Raw genomic sequence first — 24,780 nt, 5'->3', positions numbered from 1 at the left:
ATCTCGTCGAATCATGACGCGGCAATCGCGCCATACAATCATCAGGTGAATCACATGAAAGCCTACCAAGTTCAGGCCATTGACACAGGCACGCTCATCTCGCTTCAGCCCGCATCACCAAGCGCTGGGGAAATTGGCGTAAAAATCGCTGCATGTGGTTTGAATTTTGCAGATCTTCTCATGCGGAAGGGCACCTATCAAGACACGCCAGAGTTGCCATTCATCCCAGGTCTGGAGCTAGCTGGACATGTGACTGAGCTTGGAGACAAAGTTGAGGGTTTCGAAATCGGGGATCGTGTCGCCGTATTTTCTGGCAAAGGCGGCCTGGCAAGTCATGGCGTGTTCAAAGCCTCTTGTGCCGTAAAATTACCGGACACGATGGATTTCATTACCGCTGCAGGATTTCAGATTGCATATGGCACAAGCCAGATCGCATTGGATCATTGCGCTCGTTTGCAAGCTGGAGAAACACTACTTGTCACGGGTGCGGCAGGTGGTGTCGGGCTAACCGCAGTCGAAATTGGAAAGAAGATGGGGGCCCGTGTCATTGCCCATGCGCGCGGAGCAGACAAGCTGGCAATCGCAGAAAAGGCAGGCGCCGACATTCTGATCGATGACGATGAAGACCTCAGAGCCCGCCTAAAAGAACTTGGTGGTGCAGATGTAGTCTATGATGCGATTGGGGGAGACGTCTGGAAAGCCGCTTTTCGCGCAACAAACCCAGGTGGGCGCTTGCTGCCAATAGGGTTTGCAGGGGGTGAGGTACCGCAAATCCCTGCCAATCATCTGCTTGTAAAAAACCTCACGGTGATAGGTCTGTATATTGGCGGTTATCAAAAAACACACCCTCACATCATCCGAGAGTCCTTTGAGAAACTCTTTAAATGGCATGCCGAAGGCGCGCTGCACCCACATGTGAGCCACGTCTTACCTCTTGAACAGGTGGAAGACGCGTTGGAACTGCTCAGACAACGAAAATCAACCGGAAAGGTCGTTATTTCGATGACATAAGAAGGCAGCGCTGCCTTCTTACCAGTCCATACATTTGCGTCAGCTTGCGGCACGCAGCGTGACAGGGCGTAAAGCGGCGAAACCTGTGCGCAGAAGATCTGCGAGATCTGATACATAAGGTACCCGCACCTTGTCAGCCCCATATAGATTGATCTGCTGCACCGGCAGTACCGGTAAGGCTGCCCCCTCGTCGATCAACTCTTGATGCGCAGGCTGCGTCCCCTCAAGCAGTACCCCAACCGCCAGATCTGCGCTGACGGTTGCTTCGACGGTACGGTCAGATTCACTATCAACGGCCATTTCCCATTGAATGCCCGCAGCATCCAATGCCTCTGTCGCCACACGGCGGAAGATACAGCTGCGGCAAAACCCCAGTCGCAAGGGCTGCTGCCTCCAGGCTGACCCTCCGGGAGCCCCCACCCAGCGCAATGGCATATCATGGATTGTCTCAGCTCCATGGCTCCCACCCGTCTCTGTGGTCACGATCAAATCATATGCGCCACGTTCAAATTCAGCCTTTAGTTGTTTGGTATTCGACGTCACAAGATTGACGTTCACCCGTGGAAATAGCGCATTAAACTGCTTCAAGACGCGCGGTACAACGGGGTAGACAACGTCGTGAGGGATGCCCAATACGACCTCTCCTTCAAAAGCCTGATCTGTGAGCCGCCCCATCACTTCATCATTCAAAGCAACCATACGTCGGGCATAGGCCAGCATTTGTTCCCCCGCCGGAGTCAGCGCAATCCCGCGACCACTACGATCCAGAAGATCAAGCCCTAACAGCTCCTCCAAACGCTTCAGCTGCATCGAGACGGCAGATTGCGTCAGATGCAAAAACCCAGCAGCGCGTGTTACGCCGCCATTGTCTGCCACGGCCACAAAAGACCGTAGCGTCGTGATATCCAGATTTCGAACCATCACACCCTCTGATGAAAAGCATCAAAAACATTCGTTTTCAAAATATGCCGCGTTCCATCATAAACATCAATAGAAATGATGAAAGTTATACAAATCATCACCAACCAAGAAGGAGATCGTCTGATGGCTTATATTTCCACCTCTAAGGTTATAGCGCCGCGCCCCAAAAGTGTGATTGCGTGGATGGTACAAGGCTTCATGATTGCTAAGGAACGTCGCGTACTGGCACAGCTCACCCCTGAACAACTTTCTGACATTGGCCTCACCTCGCATGAGGCACAGCTTGAGGCTGCGCGCCCTGTCTGGGACTTGCCTGCCCTGTCCAGACGGCCCTAGAGGGGCAATTCGTCGCAAAGGAACTGAGCCTGTGTCAAAGTGGTAGAAGATTTAGATATTTTCGAGCCAAAAGAGATCGAAAACACTTGAACCTGCCGCAACTTCGACCAATATCTCTAGCAAACCTGCGCGGATGATCTGCGCAGGAGAAACCTTTGCGACGGAGACCATGACCAATGGCACAATTTGACCAAATTCGGTCCGCCGCGGGCGCACGCGCGGCTCAGATTGATGAGGGCTTGCGCGCCCATATGAATAAAGTTTACAGCACCATGTCGATCGGCATGCTGATCACATTCGCTGGTGCTTGGGCGATTTCTAACCTGGCGATCCAAGACGGTCAGCTCAGCCCTCTGGGCGTGGCGCTTTACACCTCGCCTCTACGCTGGGTGATCATGTTTGCACCTTTGGCATTTGTGTTTGGCTTTAGCGCAGCGATCAATCGCATGTCAGCCGCCACCGCACAGCTGGTGTTTTATGCCTTTGCTGCTGTCATGGGCGTTTCCATTTCATGGATCTTCCTGACCTTCACAGGTGAATCGGTCATTCAGGTCTTTCTGATCACTGCAATCGCTTTTGGTGGTCTTTCTCTTTATGGTTACACCACCAAGAAAGACCTGTCAGGTCTGGGCACATTCCTGATCATGGGTCTGATTGGTCTGCTTGTGGCGTCTATCGTGAACATCTTCCTCGCCTCGTCTGCAATGGCATTTGCGATTTCAGTTATCGGCGTTCTGATCTTTGCAGGCCTTACCGCCTATGACACGCAAAACATTAAAACCACCTACCTGCAGATGGCACATTCTGGTGACAGCGAATGGCTGGGCAGATCCGCCATTATGGGCGCTCTGAGCCTCTATCTGAACTTTATCAATATGTTCATGATGCTGCTCCAGCTGTTTGGTGATCGCGAATAACGCGCTAACATCACAATCAAACACTGAGGGCGGGCCGCAACGGACCCGCCCTTTTTATTTTCAGGGAATAAAAATGAAAATTATCAACATCCCCGCAGCCGAGGCAGAGCGGCTGGTTCCTCTGGTCGAAGAACTTCATGCGCTACATGTCATATATGATCCACAGCGCTACGACGCGGTCCCCGGAAGCCGCGCACTGACAGACTGGCTGGGCACATGGCTGGCGACGCCAGAGGTGGCTGCAATCGCCGCTGAGAGCCCCCATGGCGGTCTCTTAGGATATCTGATCTATGAGATCGAAGAACGACCAAGCACACCTCTGCGCAAAGGAGAGCAGCGTGCTGTTTTGCACCATATTGCCGTTGCCAAACCCTGGCAGCGTATGGGCATTGGCCAAGCTCTGATTTCTGAAATGAAGACCCGTGTGATGGCGCAAAACGTCTCGATCATCAAATCAAGCCATGCGGCGTTCAACACTGCTTCTGCAGGGTTGATGCAAGCGATGGGCTTAATGCCCGTTGGCGTCGTAACAGAATGGCGTGCAGACACTTAAGGGCAAACAAAAAAACCACACCCAAAGGGTGTGGTTTCTTTTGATCTGGTAAATCCAGAAGGGCTTATTTGATTTTGCCTTCTTTGTATTCGACGTGCTTGCGCACAACCGGGTCGTATTTACGAACAACCATTTTCTCGGTCATGGTGCGTGCGTTTTTCTTGGTCACGTAGAAGTGGCCGGTGCCCGCGCTCGAGTTCAGGCGGATCTTGATGGTGGTCGGCTTCGCCATGTCGCTTCTCCTGCGTCCGAAAAGGCAGGGGCCTCTCGGTAAATTCCATATGAGGATCGGCTTTTACCCTGATAGGCAGGCAAGTCAAGGGGAGTCAGTGTGAAAGGCGAGAGTTTTCCACGAATAATCCACATTAAATATCTTTATATCTTCGAATGGTAAATCTGCTTGGAAAAATATGCACAGAAGGCCTGTAAGCCGGGTTCTGTCCCGGGGCTTACGCCCCTTCGACGACCATTCATCTGCGACGCCTGTTGCCAGACGCCTCTAGCTGCCAACCCGGTCCCTCTCGGTCAAAGCTTACCTAGCGGCGGTATCGACAAAAGCCGACCTGCCCGCGCGGGGACCCTATTTGGCATTGCTCCCAGTGGGGCTTGCCATGCCGCATCTGTTGCCAGACACGCGGTGGGCTCTTACCCCACCGTTTCATCCTTACCTCGACATGCAAGGCGGTTTGTTTTCTGTGGCGCTATCCGTCAGGTTGCCCTGCCCGGGCGTTACCCGGCACCGTTGCTTTGGGGAGCCCGGACTTTCCTCGCAAGAGAGGCCAAGGCCTCACGCGCGGCCGTCCAGCCTTCTGTGCAGCGCTGCCCTACGCGCACAAACCCGGTGCGTCAAGGGATGACCTGCTTAAACTGCTGTCCCGTGCGTCAATCACCACTTGGCAAGGCCTTGATATCTGCCCCACACAATGCACCTTGGCCCCAGGGACGATATCGCAGGCGCAACGTGTTCAACAGCACCTCATCCGTCATCGCAGCCGTATAACCCAGAGCTTTGGCCTTGGTGCGCAGCACGCGATAATCCGCCCCCTGCGCCTGCTCCCTGCCCCCAGCAGGCCGCGCCAGTCCACCAAGCGCCAAACGCTGCCAGTCGAAGCGCGGCCCGGGATCAACTTTGCGCCCCGGCGCAAGATCAGAATGCCCAATGACACCTTCGGGCGGTATGTCCCACCGTTGCATGATCTGATGCAACAGCCGTTCTAGCGCGCACATCTGCGGCTCGGGAAACGGGTGTTGGGAGGAGTTATCTAATTCTATGCCAATTGAATGCGAATTGACGTCCCGCACCCCTGTCCATTCGCCAGCCCCTGCATGCCAGGCCCGGTGCTGCTCATCAACAAGCTGCCAGACCTGTCCTGTACGTGTTATCAGATAATGCGCCGAAACCTCATACATGGGGTCACAAAGACGCTCAAGCGCGGCTTGTGCTGTCTCCATTGCGGTATAATGCAGCACAACAAGGGACGGCAGAGCTCCTTCCTTGCGTGGACCAAAGTTTGGGCTGGGGACCTGATCAATCTTCATCTCTCTGAGCCCCATCGCAGACTTGCGTCAGGATCACCGCAGCGCAGCGCGATAGGGGCGCGGATCCCAAGCGCAGGCATAGCCATCCCCATCTGGATCCAGAGCTTTTCGATCACGTTCTGGTCCACCCGCTGCCAAAAAGGCAGCTTGAGCTTCGTCTACGGTGGCGAATTCTGCACAATTGCGTGCGGAACGTGCCCGTAAATTGATCCCAGCCCGGCTGTAGAGCCGCTGCCCCACCGGATGGCGGGTGCTCAAGGCGTAGCGCACCACATTGGGCGTGTCTTCACCACTGCGTTGCGGCAATGCCGAAGGTTGGATTTGCTGGAATTGATCGCGCTGTTGCTGCAAGCGTTGCGCATCGCTTTCAATGGACTGGCGGGCAGAAACCGCACCAAAATCGTTTTCATCTGAAATACGCGGATTGCCAACGAGTGTCGGCGCTGGATTATTTGGGCTGGCCTCAAGCGGCCTCACACCTGAATTGCTGGATGAAGCACGCAACGCTGCAGCCGCTTCGCGGGCGATATCATCGCCAGAAGACACAGGCGCCGTTTGGCGCGTGGCTGCTGTTTGACGCTGCAGCGTCTGTGTTCCGACGCTGGTGCTTTGGTTCCATTCGCTGGCAACGCGGCGATCCACGCCTGCACTTGGTAAAGGTTCTGTCGTAATCTGCGCCGGAGGGATCAACGGATCACCATTGATTGTCGTCCCCGGCGCAGGTCTTTGTTGCCCCAAAGGTGCGCCGCCTGCTCCAACACTTGCTCCGCTCTCCGGCACGATCGGCGCACAGGCTAAGAGCGCAATCGAGCTCATAGCAACGGTTGTAAGGGTCTTCAGACGCATATTGGCACCTATGGAATTGCTCAAACTTTAGTTACGGGGTTACCACCATTTTTGTGGCTTGGCCACAAAACCAACGCTTTGTTCAAGCGCATAAGCGGTGTTCAGCAGATCACCTTCTTCCCAAGGCTTACCGATCATTTGCAGCCCCATAGGCAAACCCTGACTGTTGGTGCCAACAGGCAAGGCCACACCGGGCAGGCCTGCAAGGTTCAGCGTCACGGTAAATATATCCATCAGATACATTTCCACCGGGTCTGCTGATGCTTTCTCACCAAGGCCAAAAGCGGCAGAGGGGGTTGCAGGCGCGAGAATAACATCCACACCAGCTGCAAAAGCGTCTTCAAAGTCCTTTTTGATCAGGCTGCGCACTTTACGGGCACGATTATAGTACGCATCATAAAAGCCCGCGGAAAGAACATAAGTACCGATCATGATCCGGCGCTGCACTTCGGGGCCAAAGCCTGCCGCACGGGATTTTTCATACATTTCAGTAATGCCATCCCCAGCGTCCAGCGCAGACCGCTGACCATAGCGCACACCATCATAGCGTGCGAGGTTGGACGACGCTTCCGCAGGTGCGATCACATAATAAGCAGGCAATGCATATTCGGTGTGCGGCAGCGAGATATCTACGACCTCAGCCCCGGCCGCTTTCAGCATCTCTGCCCCTTCGTTCCAAAGGCGTTCCACAGAATCAGGCATGCCGTCGACACGATATTCGCGCGGGATACCTACTTTTTTGCCACGAATGTCACCAGTCAGCAGGGCTTCGAAATTGGGAACCGCCAGATCTGCAGAGGTGCTGTCTTTTGCATCATGACCCGCCATCGCTTCGAGCATGATTGCGGCATCCCGAACCGATTTGGTCATTGGGCCTGCCTGATCCAGCGAGGACGCATAAGAGACAATCCCCCAGCGCGAGCACCGCCCATAGGTCGGTTTGATACCGACTGTGCCGGTAAAGGCTGCAGGTTGGCGGATTGACCCCCCCGTATCTGTGCCTGTCGCCGCCAAGCACAGATCTGCAGCAACTGCAGCGGCAGAGCCACCAGATGAGCCGCCAGGCGTCAATTGCGTATCATCACCTTCACGCTTCCACGGGTTCACTGCGGCCCCATAAGCTGAGGATTCATTGGACGATCCCATGGCAAATTCGTCCATGTTCAACTTGCCCAGCATCACCGCGCCTGCGTCTTTCAGGTTTTGGGTGACCGTGGATTCATACTCAGGCTTAAAGCCCTGCAGAATGTTAGAGGCCGCCTGACTGTCCACACCTTGCGTACAGAACAGGTCTTTTACACCAATCGGCAGGCCACACATCGCTGGTGCTTCACCTTCTTTCAGGCGCGCATCCGCTGCGGCGGCGCGCTCCAGCGCGATTTCCGGTGTTTTATGGACATAGGCGTTCAGCGCATCTGCGCCTTCAATTGCTGTCAGGCAGGCCTGTGTCAATTCAACCGAGGTGGTGTCGCCATTGCGCAGCGCATCACGGGCCTCTGCAAGGCCCAGTTTGTTCAGATCAGACATATCTTATTCAACCACCTTTGGAACCGCAAAAAAGCCTTCACGCGCGTCGGGCGCGTTGGCCAGCACTTTTTCCTGCTGATTGCCATCCGTTACCTCATCCACTCGACGTTTCAGACGCTGAGGCGTTACAGATGTCATCGGCTCAACGCCTTCGACATCCACTTCGTTCAGTTGCTCAATAAAGCCTAGGATATTGTTAAACTCGGTCGCGAGCGCAGGAAGCGCATCATCTTCGACTTTGATCCGGGCCAGTTTGGCCACCTTTGCGGCGGTAGTTTGGTCAATCGACATGGATAACCCTCATCTGTGTTATCTGGCATTTACCCCCCTCACGCCACACTCGCAAGGGTGTGCGAGACAGAAGTCGCCCAGCGCGGCTCAATCACACTACCCGACAGGCCTTTGCATTTGCCGCGCATAAGCGTTGACCATCCACCCCAGCATGATTGCATTCAAAATATGCCACATAAAATGCGTCCCATGAGGAACGGATGCACACAAAGGCAGGTCGAGGCTGCGGAACGTAATAGACAGGATCAAAATCCCGGCACCAATGGTAAATTCGCGAGACAAACGTGGTTGCGCGCGACGTAGATAAAACGCGTAAATCAAAATGAGAAGCGGAACCGGCCCATAAGACGCGGAGCTCCCTAACCCCGGCACCATTTGAAACACCGGCAAAAGCACTGCAGCAAAAGGTATAAAAAGCGCAGCCCCCAGTAGGGCAAATATTGGCCGTACCTCCACAACGCGCAGATTTATCGCAAAAATGTAGACGAGAATGAACGCCAATATGGGCAAAACATCTGCAATTGCCGCCCAAACCTGAGCGGTTGTGTGAAATAAAAAACTCCCTACCCCGATCAGGGCCAGAACAGCGCAGAGGAGCGAAATGATCCAATCCCTCTGCAATCGATGCCGCTGCCATACAACAAACGCTGCAATGACAAAGGCCAAATTGGTCAGGGCATTGATTGGCTCATCCCAAAATCCGGGATTCAAGCGTTCACAATAGCCGTCAATGTAACGCGTCAGATCCACAACAGCCTCTCGGGGTTTCTTTAGTCAGAACGTGGTACGGGTTTTTCAAAGGAAGCCCGCGCTTCAGCGGCTTTTGCGCGACAACAACACCCCAGTGCATGATCATTGATTAACCCCATGGCCTGCATAAAAGCAAAACAGGTTGTCGGACCTACAAACTTCCATCCCCGTTTTTTCAAAGCTTTAGACAGCGCGATGGAGTCAGGGCTTGTCGTTTGTGTCTGCGGTGGAGGCAAAGTGGCCGGATCTGGTTCAAACGACCAGAAAAACGCAGCCAAAGAGCCTGCTTCCTGTTGTAATTCCAATGCACGGGCCGCGTTATTGATCACCGCTTCAATTTTTCCGCGATGCCGAATGATGCCAGCATCCTGCAGTAGCGCTTCCACCTTGACCTGATCAAAAGCAGCCACTTCAACAGGATCAAACCCCGCGAATGCCGTGCGAAAATTCTCGCGCTTGGCGAGGATGGTGCGCCAGCTCAACCCAGACTGAAAGCTCTCAAGGCAGACTTTTTCGAACAAACGAATATCATCCCCAACGGGATAGCCCCATTCCTGATCGTGATAATCAAGAAAGTCTGGCGCAGATCCCGCCCAAGCGCAGCGATCTTGCCCATCAGGGCCTTTAAATAACGTGCTCATGCATCGCCACGCAAAAAGTCGAGACGTGGATCCATCATCGTAGGCGCAACGCCGATGATTTCAGGCTCTACCACTTCACCTACCACAAAAGGATCTTCTGCAACGCGTTCCATCAGCGCGGTCTCATCTTCACCGACGGCTAGAATCGCACCACCTTCCCCATCAGTGATAGAACCGGCCATGATAAAGACACCGTCTTCAAATCCTTTTTGCAGCCACGCTTTGTGACCGTCCAGATACGCGGCCAGCTGGTCGCGGTTTTTTGCAAAGGTGAGGAGAATAAAATACATTTAGCTTTTCCTTTTAAGTGAGTTTGTACGCGCAATTTCGGCAACATAATCAAGCATCATGTTGACCTCATCATCAACAAAGACATCATCTTGTAAGGCTTGCGCTACACTAGAGACACCTTGACTGAGAGCTAACAAATGGCGTGCATGGTGGCGTGCATCTTGGGGCTCACACCCCAAGTCAGAGAACTGTGTTACCAGCCAATCGACAAACAGCGTAAACAAGGTCGCAGCATGTGACTTGCTGACATGGTCTAGTTTACCCAGCTCAGAAACCAAGGTCCCGACCGGGCATCCATATTTTGCGATTTCTCTCCGGTTACGGATCAGGATATGAATAAAACAACTGATCCGATCCAACGGTGTTTCAGCACCTTCAGCCCAAAGGCGCAACATATCACGCGTCTTTGCTAGCCGAAGATCGATCACCGCCTCAAGGATATCATCCTTAGTTTTGAAGTGGTGATAGAAATTTCCACGAGAAATGCCGACCTGTTTCGCAATATCCGCAAACGAAGTGACGTCAAAACCATTATGGTAAAACAGCTCATCCGCAGTTGCGGTTATGTTTTTGCGTGTAGACATTCAAATCTCTAGGACAGTTGACCTAAAAACAAAATTAGGACATTCGACCTAAATTCACAAGGTCAAATCCATCTGCGCGACAACCGATATATTTCAGCGCCTTGCAGCGAAAAAATCTTTGAGCATTTTGGCACAATCTTCTTCCGCCAAACCTTCATAAACCTCGGGGCTGTGGTGCGATTGCGGGTGATCAAAAACACAAGCGCCCTGGGCAACGCCGCCAGATTTAGGATCAGAGGCCCCGTAATAAACGCGCCGAATACGAGTTGCCGCGATCGCTGCCGCACACATCGCGCAAGGTTCAAGCGTTACGTAGAGATCATAATCGGGCAGCCGTTCAGCGCCTAAGGCATCACAAGCAGCACGGATGACCAGGATTTCGGCATGGGCTGTCGGGTCGTTCAGCTCTCGCGTGCGATTGCCAGCCTGCGCCGCAATATCCCCGTTTGGCGCAACAAGCACAGCTCCGACAGGAACCTCACCGCGGTCAGCGGCGGCCTGCGCTTCCTTTAAGGCAAGATCCATATGGGATTTAAACTGCATCGCTTTTCCCTGCCCCACAATGCCTGCTTTCGCAAGAGTGTGAATTGCTCTATGGCAGGCGTATGACACAGAAACCGACACCTCCGACCAACCAAGCCTCCGAAACCCCAGAAGGAGACCGCATCGCCAAGGTTTTATCACGTGCTGGTGTTGCCTCTCGTCGCGAGGCCGAGCGCATGATCGCGGCAGGTCGGATCATGGTCAATGGTAAGGTGATCGACAGCCCCGCCCTGAATGTCACCAAACAAGACCGTATTGTGGTCGACAATCAGCCTCTCCCCGAAGCAGAAGATGCACGGATGTGGCTTTATTATAAACCCATCGGCCTCGTAACCACCAACCGTGATGAAAAAGGGCGCACAACGATCTTTGATGAACTGCCCGAAGAATTACCACGTGTAATGACGGTTGGACGGCTCGATCTCAATTCTGAAGGGTTGCTGCTGCTGACCAATGATGGCGGGATAAAACGCAAGCTGGAGCTGCCAGAAACCGGCTGGCTGCGCCGCTACCGTGTACGTATCAATGGGCGCCCGCGCGATGCAGATTTTGAACCATTGCGCAAAGGCCTGGTGATTGAGGGAGAGAAGTTTCAACCTATGATCGTCACGCTGGATCGCCAGCAAGGTGCTAATGCCTGGATTACCGTGGGTTTGCGCGAAGGGAAAAATCGGGAAATTCGCCGCGCGATGGAAGATATCGGCTTTGCCGTCAACCGCCTACTGCGCATTTCCTACGGCCCTTTTCAACTTGGCGAACTAAAGCCCGGAGAGGTCGAGGAAGTACGCCGCCGTGTCCTGCACGATCAATTAGGACTGGAGCGGGACGACACCGCCAAACCCAAACGCCCGACCCGCGCCCGAAAACCCGGCAAACCGCATGCACGCAACTTAGGTAGTGACAGTGATCGTTCGAGACAACCCACACAGGCAAAGGGCAACGCCCGCACTTCTGGTACTTTCAAATCAGGTGCATCTTCGGAAAAATCACGTGGGAAACCCGCCAGAGGCCCCGCCAGATCTCAAAACGGCCAGACCAACAGAAAAAACAGCAAAAATCCGCGCCGTTGACCGGATAATAGCGGCTTAACGCTGGTAAGGACCCCCACCATCCCCTAGGTTTAAATAGGTTTTAAGCACTTGGGGGTGTGGCACAGTGCAAAAGATTGCATTTGTAGCATTGATGATCTTGCTGTTTGGCCTCAGCACTGGCTGGGTTGTAGGAGGCTAACGGCATGGCGCAACGTTTTGGTGGCAAATTCAGCCCAAATGGCGGGTCGCAAACAACCTCATCCAAAGCGGTCAAAGGCACGACTGACATAAAGCAGAGCAAAGTCAGCCCCGTCGGCTTGCGCGCCAATCTGATGATGGTCCCGCCAGCGCTTTTGTTGCTGCTCTCTGTTTTCAGTAGCGCAGAGAGCCTGATTTTTGGTTTGGCCGGAGCGGGACTATGGGCAGGTGCTGCCTTCCTTGTTCGCGAGGGACTGCGCGCAGAGGCCGCTTATCACGAACGCCGGGTTGCAACACGCCCGGCCCTACCACGTAAAATTCTTGCAGCCCTTCTTGTCGGAGCTGGCTCCGCCTGCGCGGCTCTGAGTGATGGTGCGTCGTTTGCGACGGTTGGAATATATGCTGTGGCCACCTTAGGCTTGCATCTGGCCGCATTCGGCATTGATCCACTCAGCAACAAAGGGACCGAAGGCATCGACAGTTTCCAACAAAATCGTGTCGCGCGTGTTGTGGATGAAGCCGAAGAATATTTGCACCAAATGGCAGACGCTATTCGGCGCGCCAAAAATCGCGCGCTCGAAAATCGTGTGGATCAGTTTGCGCAGGTGGTTCGCACCCTGTGTCGCACCGTCGAAGAAGATCCACGCGATCTGACCGCCGCGCGCAAGTATCTGACGGTCTATTTGCTGGGCGCACGTGATGCGACAGTTAAATTTGCAGATATTTTCGCGCGCAGCCAAGATGAGCAAGCGCGCATAAAGTACCTGGATCTGTTAGATGATCTTGAACAAAATTTTGCAGCAAAAAACCAAAAGATGCTGCTGGAAGATCAAAGCGATCTGACCATCGAAATAGAAGTTTTACGTGAACGCCTTGAGCGTGAAGGTATAACACTCAACAACTCCTTATAACCCCAGTATTTGAGTAACTTTGTGAGAGGACACCGCTGATGTCAGAGATCATCCAAAAAAAAGCCCGCGATGCCGAAGCTTTGGTGAGTGAAGTAACCGCGGTGACCTTGCCTGATCCAACGGCTGAGATTGCTCCACTCACACAAGCGGATGAAACAACCAGTGCCGCTATTCGGGTGCGCATGGATGAAATCGACATGGGCAATACGGGCTCGATTATTGGGTTTGGCTCCGCTGCACAAAGTGAGCTGCAACAAATCAGTCAGGCGATGCTGAGCGATGTGCGCAACAAAGACGTCGGACCTGCTGGCGACAGCCTGCGCGATATTGTCACCACCATTCGTGGGTTTTCAGTCTCTGAACTGGACGTGCGCCGCAAACCAACCTTTTGGGAAAAACTGTTGGGTAAAGCCGCTCCCTTTGCAAAATTCACCGCGCGGTACGAAAGCATACAGGGGCAGATCGACAAGATCACAGATGACCTGCTTGCCCACGAACATACACTGCTGAAAGACATCAAATCGCTGGATCTTCTCTATGAGAAGACACTGAATTTTTATGATGAACTTGGTCTTTATATTGCTGCAGGAGAAGCCAAGCTCGCGGATTTGGACGCAACTGACATCCCCAACATGGAAGCCAAAGCGCTGGATGCTCCAAAAGAAGATCAGGTGATCCTTGCACAAGAGCTGCGCGATATGCGGGCTGCACGTGATGATCTGGAACGCCGCGTTCACGATCTGAAACTGACCCGACAGGTCACAATGCAATCCCTGCCCTCCATCCGGCTGGTGCAGGAAAACGACAAATCACTTGTCACTAAGATCAATTCGACTCTGGTCAATACGGTTCCACTTTGGGAAACGCAATTGGCGCAAGCGGTGACAATCCAGCGTTCCGCCGAAGCTGCAAAAGCCGTGCATGAAGCAAATGATCTTACCAATGAATTGCTGACCGCCAATGCGGCGAACCTGCGGCAATCCAACAAAATGATCCGTCAAGAAATGGAGCGTGGCGTCTTTGACATTGAAGCCGTAAAACAGGCCAATTCTGATTTGATCGGCACCATCGAAGAAAGTCTGCAAATTGCTGATGAAGGCAAAACAAAACGCGCAGCCGCCGAGGCTGAGCTGCAACAAATGGAAGCCGATCTGAGAGACACGCTTGCCGCGGCGAAAGCGCGAAAAGACGGCGTTGGCGACACTTCAGGAACAGCCGTTCCGAACTGATTTGAAAGCACTGGGCATAGGCCACATGGCGTATTTGCGACCTCACTTACATAAAATGCGCGTGGCCTGTTCGCTTGCAATGGCTACTCTGGTGGGATGTGCACCACTCGCTCCACCGCCCACGTCCTTGGTGCCGCAAAGCCGACCACCGCAGCTGGCTAGGCCCGCGCCCCCTTCGGTGGCAAGTGCTGAGTTGGCCCAGTTCTATCGCGGGCTGGAGCAGGACCTGCTCACACGTGGGTTGTTGCGCCGTGATGGTGGCGGACCAGACACGCCATACTCGGACGAGGATCTCCTACGCAATTTTGAAACGATTGCCTTCTTTGATGAACATTTTCGCCAAGGCCTAGGCTCCAGTGGTGCGCTCAGTCGCTGGCAAGATCCGGTCCGATTTGAGCCTGTCTTTGGTCCTTCAATTTCGGAAGAACAACAAAAAACGGACCGCGCAGCGCTGACACGATATACCCAGCGGCTCAACCGTGTGACGGGTCATCCCATGTCCAATGTGACGCAAGATGGCAACTTCAAAGTAATCTACGCCGGGCTTGATGATCGTCGTTTTGTACAAAAGCAGATCACATCACATCTTCCCGGAATTGATACCGTCCAACTTTCCTCTTTGCTGGATGCTCCCCGCCTGTACTACTGCATCGTTATTGCAGGTGGACCAAGTGAGGCTCCGTTTGCCTATACCAATGCCGTCGCTTTGATCCGTTCAGAACACCCTGCGCGGACCCGTGAAGCCTGCCTGCACGAAGAGGTCGCCCAAGGCCTTGGGCTGCGAAATGACAGCCCAAAGGCGCGACCATCGATTTTTAATGATGATGATGAATTTGCGCGCCTGACCAGCCATGATGAAACCTTGTTGCGCATCCTCTACGATTCACGCCTCACACCCGGTATGAACCCAGAGGCCGCACGGCCCCTACTGCTCGATATCTTAAATGAAATGAAGCCATAAGCCTTTTTCATTAACCTCTGTCTAAGCCTGTTCTCGTATGGTTCACCCAAACAAAGGGGCAAACCATGGCAGCAAATCTTTCTGGCATACGTTTTGATCAGGTATATGGTGACAATAGCGGCGGCGCCGTTTTCGACACCGATGGAGATGGGACAGCGACCCAGGAAGACGAATTTGTCTCTTTCACAAACTCATCCGGCGCTCCTCTTGATATTTCCGGCTGGCAGGTCTGGTCAGACTCTGCTGGTTTCAATGCGCCTGACATCGCGCAAGATGGTTTGTTCCACACTTTCCCAGCTGGCACTGTTCTTTCCCCCGGAGAGACCCTCTATGTTGTCAATGAAATTTCCGGTTCTGCCCCGGTCTGGGCACAAGAAGCCTCAGAAGGTGGTGTAGAATCTGGTGCAGGTGGCACCTCTACCAACTTTCTCTCGGAAGGCATGTCAGGTGCGACGCCAGAAGCTGTCGCGCTCGTCAACCCCAGCTCCGGCGAATACATAACCTTCAACATGTCCAGTACGCCGCCTGAGATCGAAAGCCTTCCTGGCTTCCCCGGGACTGTGAATCTTGGAACTGTCGACGGCCATACGATACAAGACGATTTTGCAGCAGGATATTCTTACCAGTTCAACGATACAGCGGGCGCCTACGAATATGACAAAGTGTTCGTGCCTTGCTTTGCGTCTGGCACGCTGATCGAAACCCCAGACGGCCCCAAGCCAGTCGAAACGCTTGCGATCGGTGACCTAATCATAACTTTAGACAATGGTCCGCAACCCCTGCGCCATATTTTGATACGCAAACTGGATTTCAGCGATCCGCAACATCAAAAGGATCATCCAATTGCCTTTGACTTTGGTGCGTTGGGCAGTGGTCGGCCACATCGAAAACTGGTGGTTTCACCACAGCATAGAATGTTGATCCACACGCCCACAGGCCAAGAGGTGCTGGTACCCGCCAAAGCCTTGTTAAAACGCCCAGGCGTGCGTCAGCTGCGAAGCTGTAAACGCATCACTTACCATCACCTTGTCTTTGAGGCCCATCAGGTTGTGATCAGCAACGGTGCCCCAACAGAAAGCTTTTATGCAGGTCCAGTCAGCTTACAATATGCACCCAAGCAAGAACGCGCCGCACTTCTAAGCCTGCCAGAGCATGAACCGGCACGCGCCCTGTGGACCGTAAAACGCACAGCCCAGCACGCTGCACAAATATAGCGCTTGGCTTGCGTCATACTTCCCCGCTAAATTCAGATTAGATTTTGTCTTGGGGAACCTTATGGGTATTTTCGACTTTTTGAAGGGTGAGTTCATTGATGTCATTCACTGGGTAGATGACAGCCGCGACACAATGGTCTGGCGGTTTGAACGTGAAGGGCATGAAATCAAATATGGTGCAAAGCTGACCGTGCGCGAGGGACAGGCTGCTGTCTTTGTACACGAGGGTCAACTGGCAGATGTTTTCACGCCGGGCATGTACATGCTTGAAACCAATAACATGCCGATCATGACAACGCTGAACCATTGGGATCATGGGTTTCAGTCTCCGTTCAAATCCGAAATCTACTTTGTAAACACGACCAGATTCAACGATCTCAAATGGGGTACAAAGAATCCTATTATCTGTCGGGATCCAGAATTTGGCCCGGTCAGACTACGGGCGTTTGGAACATATAGCATTCGCGTCGCAGACCCTGCTCGTTTCTTAACAGAAATTGTGGGCACGGATGGCGAATTCACCATGGATGAGATCTCATTCCAGCTGCGCAATATTATTGTCCAGGAATTCAGCCGAGTGATTGCCGGCTCTGGCATTCCCGTTTTGGATATGGCGGCAAATACAGCGGACCTCGGGAAACTGGTCTCAGCTGAAATCTCAGGGACGCTCTCCGACTACGGGCTTTCAATCCCAGAGTTGTACATCGAAAATATTTCTCTGCCGCCCGCAGTTGAGCAAGCTATGGATAAACGCACTCAGATGGGAATTGTTGGAGATCTGGGCCGCTATACACAATTTTCGGCAGCTGAGGCGATGACAGCAGCGGCGCAAACGCCAAACAGTGGCATGGGGGCAGGTCTAGGCATGGGAATGGGCATGGCAATGGCCCAGAACATGGCAACACAGGCAGCGGGTCAAACCGTAGGTCCATGGGGCGCGCGCCCCGCACCCGCTGCGCCGCAAGCCACAGCACCTGTGGCGGCGCCACCACCTCCCCCGCCTGTCGAGCATGTCTGGCATATTGCAGAAAATGGCGCGACCAAGGGCCCTTTTTCAAAGGCACGGTTGGGACGCATGGCGCAGGAAAGCACGCTCACCCGTGAAACCCTGGTGTGGACCCCAGGCCAAGATGGCTGGAAAGCGGCCGGTGATGTAATGGAGCTTGCGCAATTGTTTACGATCTTGCCGCCTCCGCCACCACCTCCGCCACCCGGTGTGTAGCCCTCCGCATCTGTCGTATTCCTCTATGATCTGACGAAAGACCCATCATGGTGAGCACACCTCCTCCCGTGCCCGATCGAGACATGACCGACACGTCTGAACTTGAAACGCATCGGTTCCCCTGTGAGCAATGCGGCGCGGACTACCGCTATAATCCGGCCTCTGGCAGCCTCACCTGCGATCACTGCGGGCATACCGATGTTTTGAGTGAACCCGCACCACCTGCATTGGAAGAATTGGATTTCACAGCAGCCCTTGCCGCCAATTTACCCGAGGCTGAAATGGAGGTCACACGTGTTACCTCTTGTCCCAATTGCGCTGCACAGGTTGAATTCGACGACACAACCCATGCCCGTGAATGCCCGTTTTGCGCAACACCCGTCGTGGGAGATACCGGTGCGCATCGTCACATAAAACCCAAGGGCGTTTTGCCTTTCGCCGTGCAAGAAGGCGATGCACAGAAAGCCATGAACGACTGGTTAGGTGGCCTCTGGTTTGCCCCAAATGGCCTGCAACAATACGCGCGCAAAGGACGCAGAATGGAAGGTATCTATGTGCCCTTCTGGACCTTTGATGCGCACACCCGCAGCCATTATCAGGGACAACGCGGCACCATCTATTATGAAACCCAACGTATCGTAATAGATGGCAAAGAACAAACGCGACAGGTCGCCAAAACGCGCTGGCGTCGCGCGTCTGGGCGGGTTGCGCGATTTTTTGATGATGTCCTTGTATTGGGGTCGCGCTCTTTGCCGCAAAAACACACTGAGGGGCTGGAACCCTGGGATTTGTCACATCTTCATCCCTATCAACCTCGCTATCTGGCAGGGTTTCGAGCAGAAGCCTATGCGGTGGACCTCAAAGAGGGATTTGGGGATGCTCGTCAAAAGATGGACCAAGTTATCCGGCGAGACGTCCGGTTTGACATTGGGGGGGATCGACAGCGCATTGATCAACTTCAAACCGAGGTCTCAGATGTCACTTTCAAGCATGTTCTTTTACCTGTGTGGATGGCGGCCTATAAATACCGGGGCAAAAGCTATCGTTTTGTTATCAATGGCCAAACCGGACGTGTTCAGGGCGAGCGCCCTTATTCCGCGATCAAAATAGTGCTTGCGGCAGTTGCCGCTCTTGTCATTGTTGGTGCCGCCGCATATCTCGGCAGCCGTTGATTACGGGAACGGTCTTATGCGCGCAGTTGTTCAAAGGGTATCAGAAGCCTCTGTCACGGTGGATGGAGAGATCATAGGCCAAATTGCAAACGGCCTTTTGGTCCTGCTTTGCGCAATGCAGGGTGACGAAAAAGAAGACGCAGACTATGTGTTGCGAAAAATCTCTAGAATGCGGATTTTTCGCGACGATGCGGGCCGTATGAACCGCTCGCTGCAGGATGTCGCCGGATCTCTCTTGGTGGTGAGCCAATTCACTCTGGCAGCCGATACGCGGAGAGGCAATCGTCCAGGGTTCTCCGCAGCGGCATCGCCAGAGGTAGGTCGAAACCTCTACGATTATTTTGTTTCACAGTGTCACACATTGGAGCTGAACACAGCCACAGGGCAATTTGGAGCCGACATGAAAGTCGCGCTGACGAATGATGGCCCTGTAACCATCTGGATCGACAGCGATCAGAAATAACAGAGCCAGATTCTCTGAATGCTTAGTCAGAGTTCGTGCCATCAGCCTGTAATTCTCTCAATTAATGACTAAAAAGTGACATCTTCTCATTCTGACGTAAATCGGTAGATAAAAGTCGCTTTTTTCACCTACATCTGATTTTAAAGACGCTCAGCTCTTTACAAACGACCCCTAAACCTTTCTTTGCGACATAAATTTGGAAAAACAATACTCCGCAAGACCTGAAACCGACGCACCTTGTGTCGCTTTTTGAACTTGCCGGGTTGCATCCAAAGCGCATCTCTTCAATCATCGCGCTGGAAAAGATGCGTAAAGCAATAAAGTTCAACAGGGAGAACTCCATGCAAGACCAACTTGATCACCTGTCACGCAGTGTAACCGCAGGAAAAATGACACGGCGTGAATTCATGGGCAAAGCTGCTGCCCTGGGCGTCAGTGCCGTGGTTGCAGGTAATCTATATTCGACCGCAGCTGACGCTGCTGGTCCCGTGCGCGGCGGCCTCCTCAAAGTCGGTCGAGGCGGCGGCGGATCCACCGATACGCTTGACCCTGCAACCGTTGCGTCAGAGCTGCCGATCACAAACGTTACCACCTTTGGTGAGCGTCTTGTTGAAACCAGCGCTGAAGGCACGATTGACCCTCGTATCGCAGAAAGCGTTGAATCCTCGGCCGATGCAAAAACCTGGACATTTAAAATCCGCAAGGGTGTGGAATTCCACAACGGCAAGACCGTAACTGCCGAAGATGTTTTGCGCACAATGGAGCGTCATTCCAACGAAGACAGTAAATCAGGCGCGCTTGGCCTTTTGCGCGGCATTGAGTCCATGAAAGCCGATGGCGACAATTTCATCGTCAATCTGGCAACCGGCAATGCTGACCTGCCCTATCTTCTTTCTGACTACCACCTCGTCATCCAGCCCGACGGTGGTTTTGACAGCCCCGCCGCAGGCATTGGCGCAGGCGCGTATGAAGTTGTCGCTGATGAACCCGGTGTGCGCCATCAGTTCAAAAAGTTTGCAAACTACTGGGATGACAATCGCGGATTCGCCGACGAGGTTGAAACGATTGTGTTGAACGATGCGACTGCAAGAACCGCAGCTTTGCAATCTGGTCAGGTACACATGATTGACCGGGTTGAACCAAAGATCGCGAAATTGCTGGATCGTGCACCCAATCTGCATGTGAAGAACGTCGCTGGCCCAGGTCACTATGTATTCGTTATGCACGTGGACACTGCCCCGTTCAATGAAAACGAACTGCGTCTGGCGCTGAAATATGCGATCAACCGCCAAGAGATGGTTGACAAAATCCTGCGGGGTTACGGTGGGCTTGGCAACGATATGCCAATCAATGCAGCCTATCCGCTGTTTGATGATAGCATTCCCCAGCGTACATATGACGTGGCCAAAGCAGCAGAGCACTATAAAAAATCAGGTCATGATGGATCGCCCATCATTCTGCGTGTTGCAGATGGTGCCTTCCCAGGCGCGGTTGATGCAGCGGCTCTGTTCCAACAGTCTGCACAGGCCGCAGGTATTCCGCTTGAGATTAAGCGTGAACCAAACGACGGTTACTGGTCCGAAGTCTGGAATGCCCAACCGTTCTGTGCGTCTTACTGGTCAGGTCGTCCTGTTCAGGACCAGATGTATTCAACCGCCTATCTCTCTAGCGCGGATTGGAACGACACCCGCTGGAAGCGCGAAAGCTTTGATGCGCAAATTCTTGCCGCACGTGCGGAGGTCGACCCCGCAAAACGGAAAGAGATCTATTCGCAACTGGGACGTACATTGCGCGACGAAGGCGGCGTAATTTGCCCGATGTTTAACGACTTTGTGGACGCGATTTCTGACAAAGTTGGCGGGTATGCCGTCGACCCCAACAGCCCATTGATGAACAATGCGGCGCAAATCAAATGCTGGCTGAAGGCATAAGGCCCAGTTCATGCATCCGGTAATCGCTTTGGTTGCCCAGCGCTTTGTGCTGGGCCTCCTGCTTTTATTTGCAGCGTCAGCGCTGATATTTGCGGGAACGATGATCCTACCAGGGGACGTTGCCCAGTCCATCCTCGGTCAATCTGCCACTCCAGAAGCGCTGGAAAACATGCGTCGTGAACTCGGCTTGAACGAGCCTGCATTGCAACGCTATTTCTCATGGCTCTTCAATGCGCTCCAAGGTGATCTTGGCACTGCGCTTACAAATGGGCGTGACATTGCCGAAAGCATCTCCAAGCGCCTAGGCAACACCCTGTTCTTGGCCTTCTGGGCTGCTTTGATCTCGGTGCCTCTTGCGATTTTCCTCGGCCTTCTCGCGGTGCGCTACAAGGACCGCTGGCCCGACAAACTGATTTCAGCGGTGACGTTGGCGTCGATTTCGATACCCGAATTTCTGATCGGTTACGTGCTGATGTTCTTTATTTCGGTACGCCTTGGATGGTTCCCCTCGGTCGCCATGGTGAATGACTCCATGTCGATCCTTGAACGGTTAAATGCAATCGCCCTGCCCGTCACAGTTCTGACCTTGGTGGTGTTAGCCCATATGATGCGTATGACACGTGCCGCCATTTTGAACGTGATGCAATCCGCCTATATTGAAACGGCCGAGCTGAAAGGCCTGTCTTCTTTTAAGGTGATCTACCGCCACGCCTTCCCTAATGCGATTGCACCAATCGTCAATGTTGTCATGTTGAACCTTGCCTACCTTGTTGTAGGGGTAGTGGTGATCGAAGTGGTCTTTGTTTACCCCGGCATGGGGCAATATCTGGTTGATCATGTATCAAAGCGGGACGTTCCAGTCGTGCAAGCCTGCGGCCTTATCTTTGCAGCCGTCTATATCGGTCTCAATATGCTGGCTGACATCATTTCGATCCTTGCCAATCCACGTCTGAGGCATCCCAAATGAAGAACATTCCTATCTCAGCACAAATCGGGCTGTTCTTTACCGGCATCTACTTTTTTATGGCAATTTTTGCCCCTCTCATCGCGCCTTATGGCGTTGGTGAAATTGTTGGAGACGTCTGGGAACCAGCAAGCAGCAGCTATCTTTTAGGCACCGATAACATCGGGCGTGATCTGCTGAGCCGTATGATCTACGGCGGCCGTACAACCATCTTTATTGCGACGGCAGGAACACTGCTTTCCTTTGTGATCGGCTCCATTCTTGGCTTTTTTGCAGCTGTTGTTGGCGGATGGGCGGATCAGCTCCTATCGCGTTTTGTCGATCTCATCATGTCGATCCCAACCCTGATCTTTGCCTTGGTTGTACTGTCGGTCATGCCTGTCACCATACCAATCCTAATCGTTGTCATGGGGCTTTTGGACAGCACACGCGTTTACCGTCTGGCGCGGGCGGTCGCGGTTGATATCTCTGTCATGGAATATGTCGAGGCAGCCCGCCTTCGAGGTGAAAAAACCGGCTGGATCATTTTCCGTGAAATCCTGCCAAATGCGCTTTCGCCGCTTATTGCCGAAATGGGACTGCGCTTTATCTTTATGGTTCTGTTTGTTTCCACATTGTCATTCCTTGGCCTTGGCGTTCAGCCACCAGAGGCTGATTGGGGCGGCATCGTGAAGGAAAACAAAGAAGGCATTGTGTACGGCATACCTGCTGCGCTGATCCCTGCTTTTGCCATCGCAACCTTGGCCATTTCAGTGAATCTGGTCGCTGACTGGGTCCTGAACCGAACCACCTCTCTGAAAGGGGGCCGCGGATGAGCGAACCTTTACTCAAAGTGCGCGACCTTAAGATTGGCGCGACCATCTTCCCGCCGGGTGAGAAACCACGTGATATCGAGATCGTCCACGGGGTCAGTTTTGACCTTGAACGTGGCAAGGTTCTTGGCCTCATTGGAGAGTCAGGTGCGGGAAAGTCCACAATTGGTCTGGCCTCCATGGCTTATGGACGCGGCGGCGTAAAGCTAACTGGTGGCGAAGTCTGGGTGAATGGGCGCGATATCCTGCAATCAAAACTGGGTGATATACGCGCCCTACGTGGCGCAGAGGTAACCTATGTGTCGCAATCCGCAGCTGCCTCTTTCAATCCTGCCAAGAAGATCATGGAACAGGTGATCGAAGCCGCTGTTGAACAAAAAAAGTTCAGCCGCAACGAGGCAGAGGCTCGCGCACGCACCCTGTTTGCAAAACTGGGCCTGCCAGATCCCGACAATATTGGTGATCGCTACCCTCATCAGGTTTCAGGAGGCCAGCTGCAGCGCTGTATGACGGCCCTTGCACTCTGCCCTGAACCCGATCTGGTTGTGTTTGATGAGCCAACCACCGCACTTGACGTTACGACACAGATCGATGTGTTGATGGCTATCAAAGAAGCCATCAAAGACACCGGTGTTGCCGCACTTTACATCACCCATGATCTCGCTGTCGTGGCTCAGGTCAGTGATGATATAATGGTCCTGCGTATGGGCGACATGGTGGAATATGGCTCGGTTGATCAGATTATTAACAACCCTCAGGAAGAGTACACCAAAGCGCTTGTCTCTGTTCGCTCTATCGAACACGAGGAAAAAACCCCAAACTCAGATCCGGTGCTCAAGGTTGATGGGATCTCTGCGCGTTACAAGGGTCTTACACATGACGTGCTGAGCAACGTTTCTGTTGAACTGCACCCTGGCCAAACCCTTGCCGTAGTCGGCGAGTCCGGATCGGGAAAATCCACGCTAGCGCGTGTCATAACGGGGCTGTTGCCGCCACGTGCCGGGGAAATCAGCTTTGCCGGGCGCACTTTGTCGCCTGAACTGGCTGGCCGCAGTCGTGATGACCTGCGTGAGTTGCAGATGATCTACCAAATGGCAGATACTGCGATGAACCCGCGCCAGACTGTTGGAACCATCATTGGCCGCCCGCTTGAATTCTATTTTGGCCTGCGTGGCGCAGAAAAACGCAAACGTGTGATTGAATTGCTGGATGAGATCGAACTGGGAGAAAAATTCCTAGATCGTTATCCCGCAGAATTGTCTGGAGGTCAGAAGCAGCGCGTCTGTATCGCACGCGCCTTGGCGGCAAAACCAAAGTTAATTATCTGTGATGAGGTCACTTCAGCACTGGATCCTTTGGTTGCAGACGGCATTTTGAAACTCCTACTCAACCTGCAAAAAGCCGAAGATGTTGCCTATCTCTTCATCACCCATGATCTTGCGACAGTGCGCGCGATCTCCGACACGATCGCGGTGATGTACCAAGGGAATCTGCAACGCTATGGCAGCAAAAGCGAAGTCCTCTCTCCCCCCTTTGACGACTACACAGACCTCCTACTGAGCTCTGTTCCAGAGATGCGTCTGGGTTGGCTCGAAAGCGTCGTCGCCAACCGCAAAATGGAAAGCGCCGGTAACTGATCTGGAGCGCGCTTTTAACGATATAATTTCTCCGCCAACAAGCCAGCCACTCGCTGGCTTGTTCGCTTTCAACCAAATTATTAAAATTCGTAAAACCTAGTGGTCGCTAAGTTTAAAACCCCTCGATTTCCACGAAGGGATGGCGAGTCTTGCTACTAATCGCGAAGAGGAGTGGATACTTATCTAATCTCCAATGTTTGGGCAGTTTTCAGCGTAGCTTAAGCTACTCTTTGCTCCTGCGGACCGGGACCGGGTTCGGTTTCGTCTTTATCTCAGCCAATAGAT

The 24,780-nt window shown here is 53.2% G+C and carries 27 protein-coding genes and 1 other RNA gene; 16 read left to right on the top strand and 12 right to left on the bottom strand.

Features of this window, described 5'->3' with window-relative positions; all coding sequences use genetic code 11:
* Positions 1-54: 54 nt before the first annotated feature.
* On the top strand, positions 55-1,011 hold the full coding sequence (locus tag BLP79_RS03650) for an NADPH:quinone oxidoreductase family protein (RefSeq protein WP_090216426.1): 957 nt from the start codon (positions 55-57) through the stop codon (positions 1,009-1,011).
* A 39-nt stretch (positions 1,012-1,050) separates the two neighbouring features.
* On the opposite strand, the gene BLP79_RS03645 is transcribed toward BLP79_RS03650, so the two are convergent.
* Positions 1,051-1,932: a LysR family transcriptional regulator gene (locus BLP79_RS03645; RefSeq protein WP_090216422.1), complete on the bottom strand. Its 882-nt coding sequence runs from the start codon at positions 1,930-1,932 to the stop codon at positions 1,051-1,053.
* A gap of 123 nt (positions 1,933-2,055) precedes the next feature.
* Here BLP79_RS03645 and BLP79_RS03640 point away from each other — a divergent pair, with 123 nt between their 5' ends.
* The 3 genes from BLP79_RS03640 to BLP79_RS03630 all read left to right on the top strand — a co-directional run bounded on the left by BLP79_RS03640 (position 2,056) and on the right by BLP79_RS03630 (position 3,738).
* Positions 2,056-2,268, top strand: a complete 213-nt coding sequence (locus tag BLP79_RS03640; RefSeq protein WP_157843951.1) for a DUF1127 domain-containing protein — start codon at positions 2,056-2,058, stop codon at positions 2,266-2,268.
* A 176-nt stretch (positions 2,269-2,444) separates the two neighbouring features.
* Positions 2,445-3,185, top strand: coding sequence for a Bax inhibitor-1/YccA family protein (locus BLP79_RS03635; protein WP_090216413.1), 741 nt, complete (start codon positions 2,445-2,447; stop codon positions 3,183-3,185).
* A 73-nt stretch (positions 3,186-3,258) separates the two neighbouring features.
* Positions 3,259-3,738 carry a GNAT family N-acetyltransferase gene (locus BLP79_RS03630; protein ID WP_090216409.1) on the top strand — a complete coding sequence of 160 codons (480 nt, stop codon included), beginning with the start codon at positions 3,259-3,261 and terminating at the stop codon, positions 3,736-3,738.
* 64 nt (positions 3,739-3,802) lie between these two features.
* Here the strand turns inward: BLP79_RS03630 and rpmG are convergent, their stop codons facing one another.
* The 11 genes from rpmG to BLP79_RS03575 form a co-directional block, all read right to left on the bottom strand.
* A complete protein-coding gene (gene rpmG / locus BLP79_RS03625; protein ID WP_008554190.1) occupies positions 3,803-3,970 on the bottom strand; it encodes a 50S ribosomal protein L33 in 168 nt (55 codons plus the stop codon).
* Positions 3,971-4,148: 178 nt separating this feature from the next.
* Positions 4,149-4,551, bottom strand: an RNA gene (rnpB, locus tag BLP79_RS03620) — RNase P RNA component class A.
* 69 nt (positions 4,552-4,620) lie between these two features.
* Positions 4,621-5,277, bottom strand: a complete 657-nt coding sequence (locus BLP79_RS03615) for an N-acetylmuramoyl-L-alanine amidase (RefSeq protein ID WP_090216406.1) — start codon at positions 5,275-5,277, stop codon at positions 4,621-4,623.
* A gap of 33 nt (positions 5,278-5,310) precedes the next feature.
* Positions 5,311-6,123, bottom strand: coding sequence for an excalibur calcium-binding domain-containing protein (locus BLP79_RS03610; protein ID WP_090216403.1), 813 nt, complete (start codon positions 6,121-6,123; stop codon positions 5,311-5,313).
* Between the two features lie 39 nt (positions 6,124-6,162).
* Positions 6,163-7,650: an Asp-tRNA(Asn)/Glu-tRNA(Gln) amidotransferase subunit GatA gene (gene gatA / locus BLP79_RS03605; protein ID WP_090216401.1), complete on the bottom strand. Its 1,488-nt coding sequence runs from the start codon at positions 7,648-7,650 to the stop codon at positions 6,163-6,165.
* A 3-nt stretch (positions 7,651-7,653) separates the two neighbouring features.
* Positions 7,654-7,941 carry an Asp-tRNA(Asn)/Glu-tRNA(Gln) amidotransferase subunit GatC gene (gene gatC, locus BLP79_RS03600; RefSeq protein WP_090216400.1) on the bottom strand — a complete coding sequence of 96 codons (288 nt, stop codon included), beginning with the start codon at positions 7,939-7,941 and terminating at the stop codon, positions 7,654-7,656.
* A gap of 96 nt (positions 7,942-8,037) precedes the next feature.
* Entirely contained in the window at positions 8,038-8,691 is a 654-nt protein-coding gene (locus BLP79_RS03595; RefSeq protein WP_090216396.1) for a ceramidase domain-containing protein, read from the bottom strand.
* Positions 8,692-8,711: 20 nt separating this feature from the next.
* A complete protein-coding gene (locus tag BLP79_RS03590; RefSeq protein WP_090216393.1) occupies positions 8,712-9,332 on the bottom strand; it encodes a DNA-3-methyladenine glycosylase I in 621 nt (206 codons plus the stop codon).
* On the bottom strand, positions 9,329-9,622 hold the full coding sequence (locus BLP79_RS03585) for a YciI family protein (protein ID WP_090216390.1): 294 nt from the start codon (positions 9,620-9,622) through the stop codon (positions 9,329-9,331). The genes BLP79_RS03590 and BLP79_RS03585 overlap by 4 nt, the downstream gene beginning before the upstream one ends.
* Positions 9,623-10,207, bottom strand: coding sequence for a TetR/AcrR family transcriptional regulator (locus BLP79_RS03580; RefSeq protein ID WP_090216387.1), 585 nt, complete (start codon positions 10,205-10,207; stop codon positions 9,623-9,625).
* Between the two features lie 93 nt (positions 10,208-10,300).
* Positions 10,301-10,750 (bottom strand): nucleoside deaminase, encoded by a 450-nt coding sequence (locus tag BLP79_RS03575; RefSeq protein WP_090216384.1) that lies wholly within the window; start codon positions 10,748-10,750, stop codon positions 10,301-10,303.
* 62 nt (positions 10,751-10,812) lie between these two features.
* Between BLP79_RS03575 and BLP79_RS03570 the strand changes: the two genes are divergently transcribed.
* From BLP79_RS03570 to BLP79_RS03515, 12 genes are all read left to right on the top strand, one after another.
* Entirely contained in the window at positions 10,813-11,820 is a 1,008-nt protein-coding gene (locus BLP79_RS03570; RefSeq protein ID WP_090216381.1) for a pseudouridine synthase, read from the top strand.
* Positions 11,821-11,984: 164 nt separating this feature from the next.
* Positions 11,985-12,890, top strand: a complete 906-nt coding sequence (locus tag BLP79_RS03565; RefSeq protein WP_090216378.1) for a 5-bromo-4-chloroindolyl phosphate hydrolysis family protein — start codon at positions 11,985-11,987, stop codon at positions 12,888-12,890.
* 38 nt (positions 12,891-12,928) lie between these two features.
* Positions 12,929-14,119, top strand: coding sequence for a toxic anion resistance protein (locus BLP79_RS03560; RefSeq protein WP_090216375.1), 1,191 nt, complete (start codon positions 12,929-12,931; stop codon positions 14,117-14,119).
* Between the two features lie 25 nt (positions 14,120-14,144).
* On the top strand, positions 14,145-15,080 hold the full coding sequence (locus tag BLP79_RS03555; RefSeq protein ID WP_170830446.1) for a DUF2927 domain-containing protein: 936 nt from the start codon (positions 14,145-14,147) through the stop codon (positions 15,078-15,080).
* 65 nt (positions 15,081-15,145) lie between these two features.
* Complete coding sequence (locus BLP79_RS03550; protein ID WP_090216372.1) at positions 15,146-16,294, top strand: Hint domain-containing protein; 1,149 nt, start codon at positions 15,146-15,148, stop codon at positions 16,292-16,294.
* A gap of 61 nt (positions 16,295-16,355) precedes the next feature.
* Positions 16,356-17,516 carry an SPFH domain-containing protein gene (locus BLP79_RS03545; protein WP_090216369.1) on the top strand — a complete coding sequence of 387 codons (1,161 nt, stop codon included), beginning with the start codon at positions 16,356-16,358 and terminating at the stop codon, positions 17,514-17,516.
* 83 nt (positions 17,517-17,599) lie between these two features.
* Positions 17,600-18,688, top strand: a complete 1,089-nt coding sequence (locus tag BLP79_RS03540; protein ID WP_090216925.1) for a TFIIB-type zinc ribbon-containing protein — start codon at positions 17,600-17,602, stop codon at positions 18,686-18,688.
* 16 nt (positions 18,689-18,704) lie between these two features.
* A complete protein-coding gene (gene dtd, locus BLP79_RS03535) occupies positions 18,705-19,151 on the top strand; it encodes a D-aminoacyl-tRNA deacylase (RefSeq protein ID WP_090216365.1) in 447 nt (148 codons plus the stop codon).
* 341 nt (positions 19,152-19,492) lie between these two features.
* A complete protein-coding gene (locus tag BLP79_RS03530) occupies positions 19,493-21,082 on the top strand; it encodes an ABC transporter substrate-binding protein (protein ID WP_090216923.1) in 1,590 nt (529 codons plus the stop codon).
* 10 nt (positions 21,083-21,092) lie between these two features.
* Complete coding sequence (locus BLP79_RS03525) at positions 21,093-22,049, top strand: ABC transporter permease (protein ID WP_090216362.1); 957 nt, start codon at positions 21,093-21,095, stop codon at positions 22,047-22,049.
* Positions 22,046-22,861: an ABC transporter permease gene (locus tag BLP79_RS03520; RefSeq protein WP_090216359.1), complete on the top strand. Its 816-nt coding sequence runs from the start codon at positions 22,046-22,048 to the stop codon at positions 22,859-22,861. Before BLP79_RS03525 ends, BLP79_RS03520 begins: the two co-directional genes overlap by 4 nt.
* Positions 22,858-24,495 carry an ABC transporter ATP-binding protein gene (locus BLP79_RS03515; protein ID WP_090216356.1) on the top strand — a complete coding sequence of 546 codons (1,638 nt, stop codon included), beginning with the start codon at positions 22,858-22,860 and terminating at the stop codon, positions 24,493-24,495. The genes BLP79_RS03520 and BLP79_RS03515 overlap by 4 nt, the downstream gene beginning before the upstream one ends.
* The last annotated feature ends 285 nt before the right edge of the window (positions 24,496-24,780 follow it).

Origin of the sequence: Epibacterium ulvae, assembly GCF_900102795.1 — a bacterium.
GTDB lineage: Bacteria > Pseudomonadota > Alphaproteobacteria > Rhodobacterales > Rhodobacteraceae > Epibacterium > Epibacterium ulvae.
The sequence above is the reverse complement of the archived record's forward strand: the minus strand, read 5'-3'. Positions and strand labels throughout refer to the sequence as shown.

What these genes read in the sequence shown, in the direction of transcription:
- dtd (WP_090216365.1), top strand. Translation starts at nt 18,705, where the DNA reads ATGCGCGCAGTTGTTCAAAGGGTATCAGAAGCCTCTGTCACGGTGGAT.
- rpmG (WP_008554190.1), bottom strand. Translation starts at nt 3,970, where the DNA reads ATGGCGAAGCCGACCACCATCAAGATCCGCCTGAACTCGAGCGCGGGC.
- BLP79_RS03560 (WP_090216375.1), top strand. Translation starts at nt 12,929, where the DNA reads ATGTCAGAGATCATCCAAAAAAAAGCCCGCGATGCCGAAGCTTTGGTG.
- BLP79_RS03635 (WP_090216413.1), top strand. Translation starts at nt 2,445, where the DNA reads ATGGCACAATTTGACCAAATTCGGTCCGCCGCGGGCGCACGCGCGGCT.
- BLP79_RS03550 (WP_090216372.1), top strand. Translation starts at nt 15,146, where the DNA reads ATGGCAGCAAATCTTTCTGGCATACGTTTTGATCAGGTATATGGTGAC.
- BLP79_RS03630 (WP_090216409.1), top strand. Translation starts at nt 3,259, where the DNA reads ATGAAAATTATCAACATCCCCGCAGCCGAGGCAGAGCGGCTGGTTCCT.
- BLP79_RS03575 (WP_090216384.1), bottom strand. Translation starts at nt 10,750, where the DNA reads ATGCAGTTTAAATCCCATATGGATCTTGCCTTAAAGGAAGCGCAGGCC.
- BLP79_RS03650 (WP_090216426.1), top strand. Translation starts at nt 55, where the DNA reads ATGAAAGCCTACCAAGTTCAGGCCATTGACACAGGCACGCTCATCTCG.
- BLP79_RS03645 (WP_090216422.1), bottom strand. Translation starts at nt 1,932, where the DNA reads ATGGTTCGAAATCTGGATATCACGACGCTACGGTCTTTTGTGGCCGTG.
- gatA (WP_090216401.1), bottom strand. Translation starts at nt 7,650, where the DNA reads ATGTCTGATCTGAACAAACTGGGCCTTGCAGAGGCCCGTGATGCGCTG.
- BLP79_RS03615 (WP_090216406.1), bottom strand. Translation starts at nt 5,277, where the DNA reads ATGAAGATTGATCAGGTCCCCAGCCCAAACTTTGGTCCACGCAAGGAA.
- BLP79_RS03570 (WP_090216381.1), top strand. Translation starts at nt 10,813, where the DNA reads ATGACACAGAAACCGACACCTCCGACCAACCAAGCCTCCGAAACCCCA.
- BLP79_RS03585 (WP_090216390.1), bottom strand. Translation starts at nt 9,622, where the DNA reads ATGTATTTTATTCTCCTCACCTTTGCAAAAAACCGCGACCAGCTGGCC.
- BLP79_RS03555 (WP_170830446.1), top strand. Translation starts at nt 14,145, where the DNA reads ATGGCGTATTTGCGACCTCACTTACATAAAATGCGCGTGGCCTGTTCG.
- BLP79_RS03590 (WP_090216393.1), bottom strand. Translation starts at nt 9,332, where the DNA reads ATGAGCACGTTATTTAAAGGCCCTGATGGGCAAGATCGCTGCGCTTGG.
- BLP79_RS03520 (WP_090216359.1), top strand. Translation starts at nt 22,046, where the DNA reads ATGAAGAACATTCCTATCTCAGCACAAATCGGGCTGTTCTTTACCGGC.
- BLP79_RS03545 (WP_090216369.1), top strand. Translation starts at nt 16,356, where the DNA reads ATGGGTATTTTCGACTTTTTGAAGGGTGAGTTCATTGATGTCATTCAC.
- BLP79_RS03525 (WP_090216362.1), top strand. Translation starts at nt 21,093, where the DNA reads ATGCATCCGGTAATCGCTTTGGTTGCCCAGCGCTTTGTGCTGGGCCTC.
- BLP79_RS03540 (WP_090216925.1), top strand. Translation starts at nt 17,600, where the DNA reads ATGACCGACACGTCTGAACTTGAAACGCATCGGTTCCCCTGTGAGCAA.
- BLP79_RS03565 (WP_090216378.1), top strand. Translation starts at nt 11,985, where the DNA reads ATGGCGCAACGTTTTGGTGGCAAATTCAGCCCAAATGGCGGGTCGCAA.
- BLP79_RS03530 (WP_090216923.1), top strand. Translation starts at nt 19,493, where the DNA reads ATGCAAGACCAACTTGATCACCTGTCACGCAGTGTAACCGCAGGAAAA.
- BLP79_RS03515 (WP_090216356.1), top strand. Translation starts at nt 22,858, where the DNA reads ATGAGCGAACCTTTACTCAAAGTGCGCGACCTTAAGATTGGCGCGACC.
- BLP79_RS03580 (WP_090216387.1), bottom strand. Translation starts at nt 10,207, where the DNA reads ATGTCTACACGCAAAAACATAACCGCAACTGCGGATGAGCTGTTTTAC.
- gatC (WP_090216400.1), bottom strand. Translation starts at nt 7,941, where the DNA reads ATGTCGATTGACCAAACTACCGCCGCAAAGGTGGCCAAACTGGCCCGG.
- BLP79_RS03640 (WP_157843951.1), top strand. Translation starts at nt 2,056, where the DNA reads ATGGCTTATATTTCCACCTCTAAGGTTATAGCGCCGCGCCCCAAAAGT.
- BLP79_RS03610 (WP_090216403.1), bottom strand. Translation starts at nt 6,123, where the DNA reads ATGCGTCTGAAGACCCTTACAACCGTTGCTATGAGCTCGATTGCGCTC.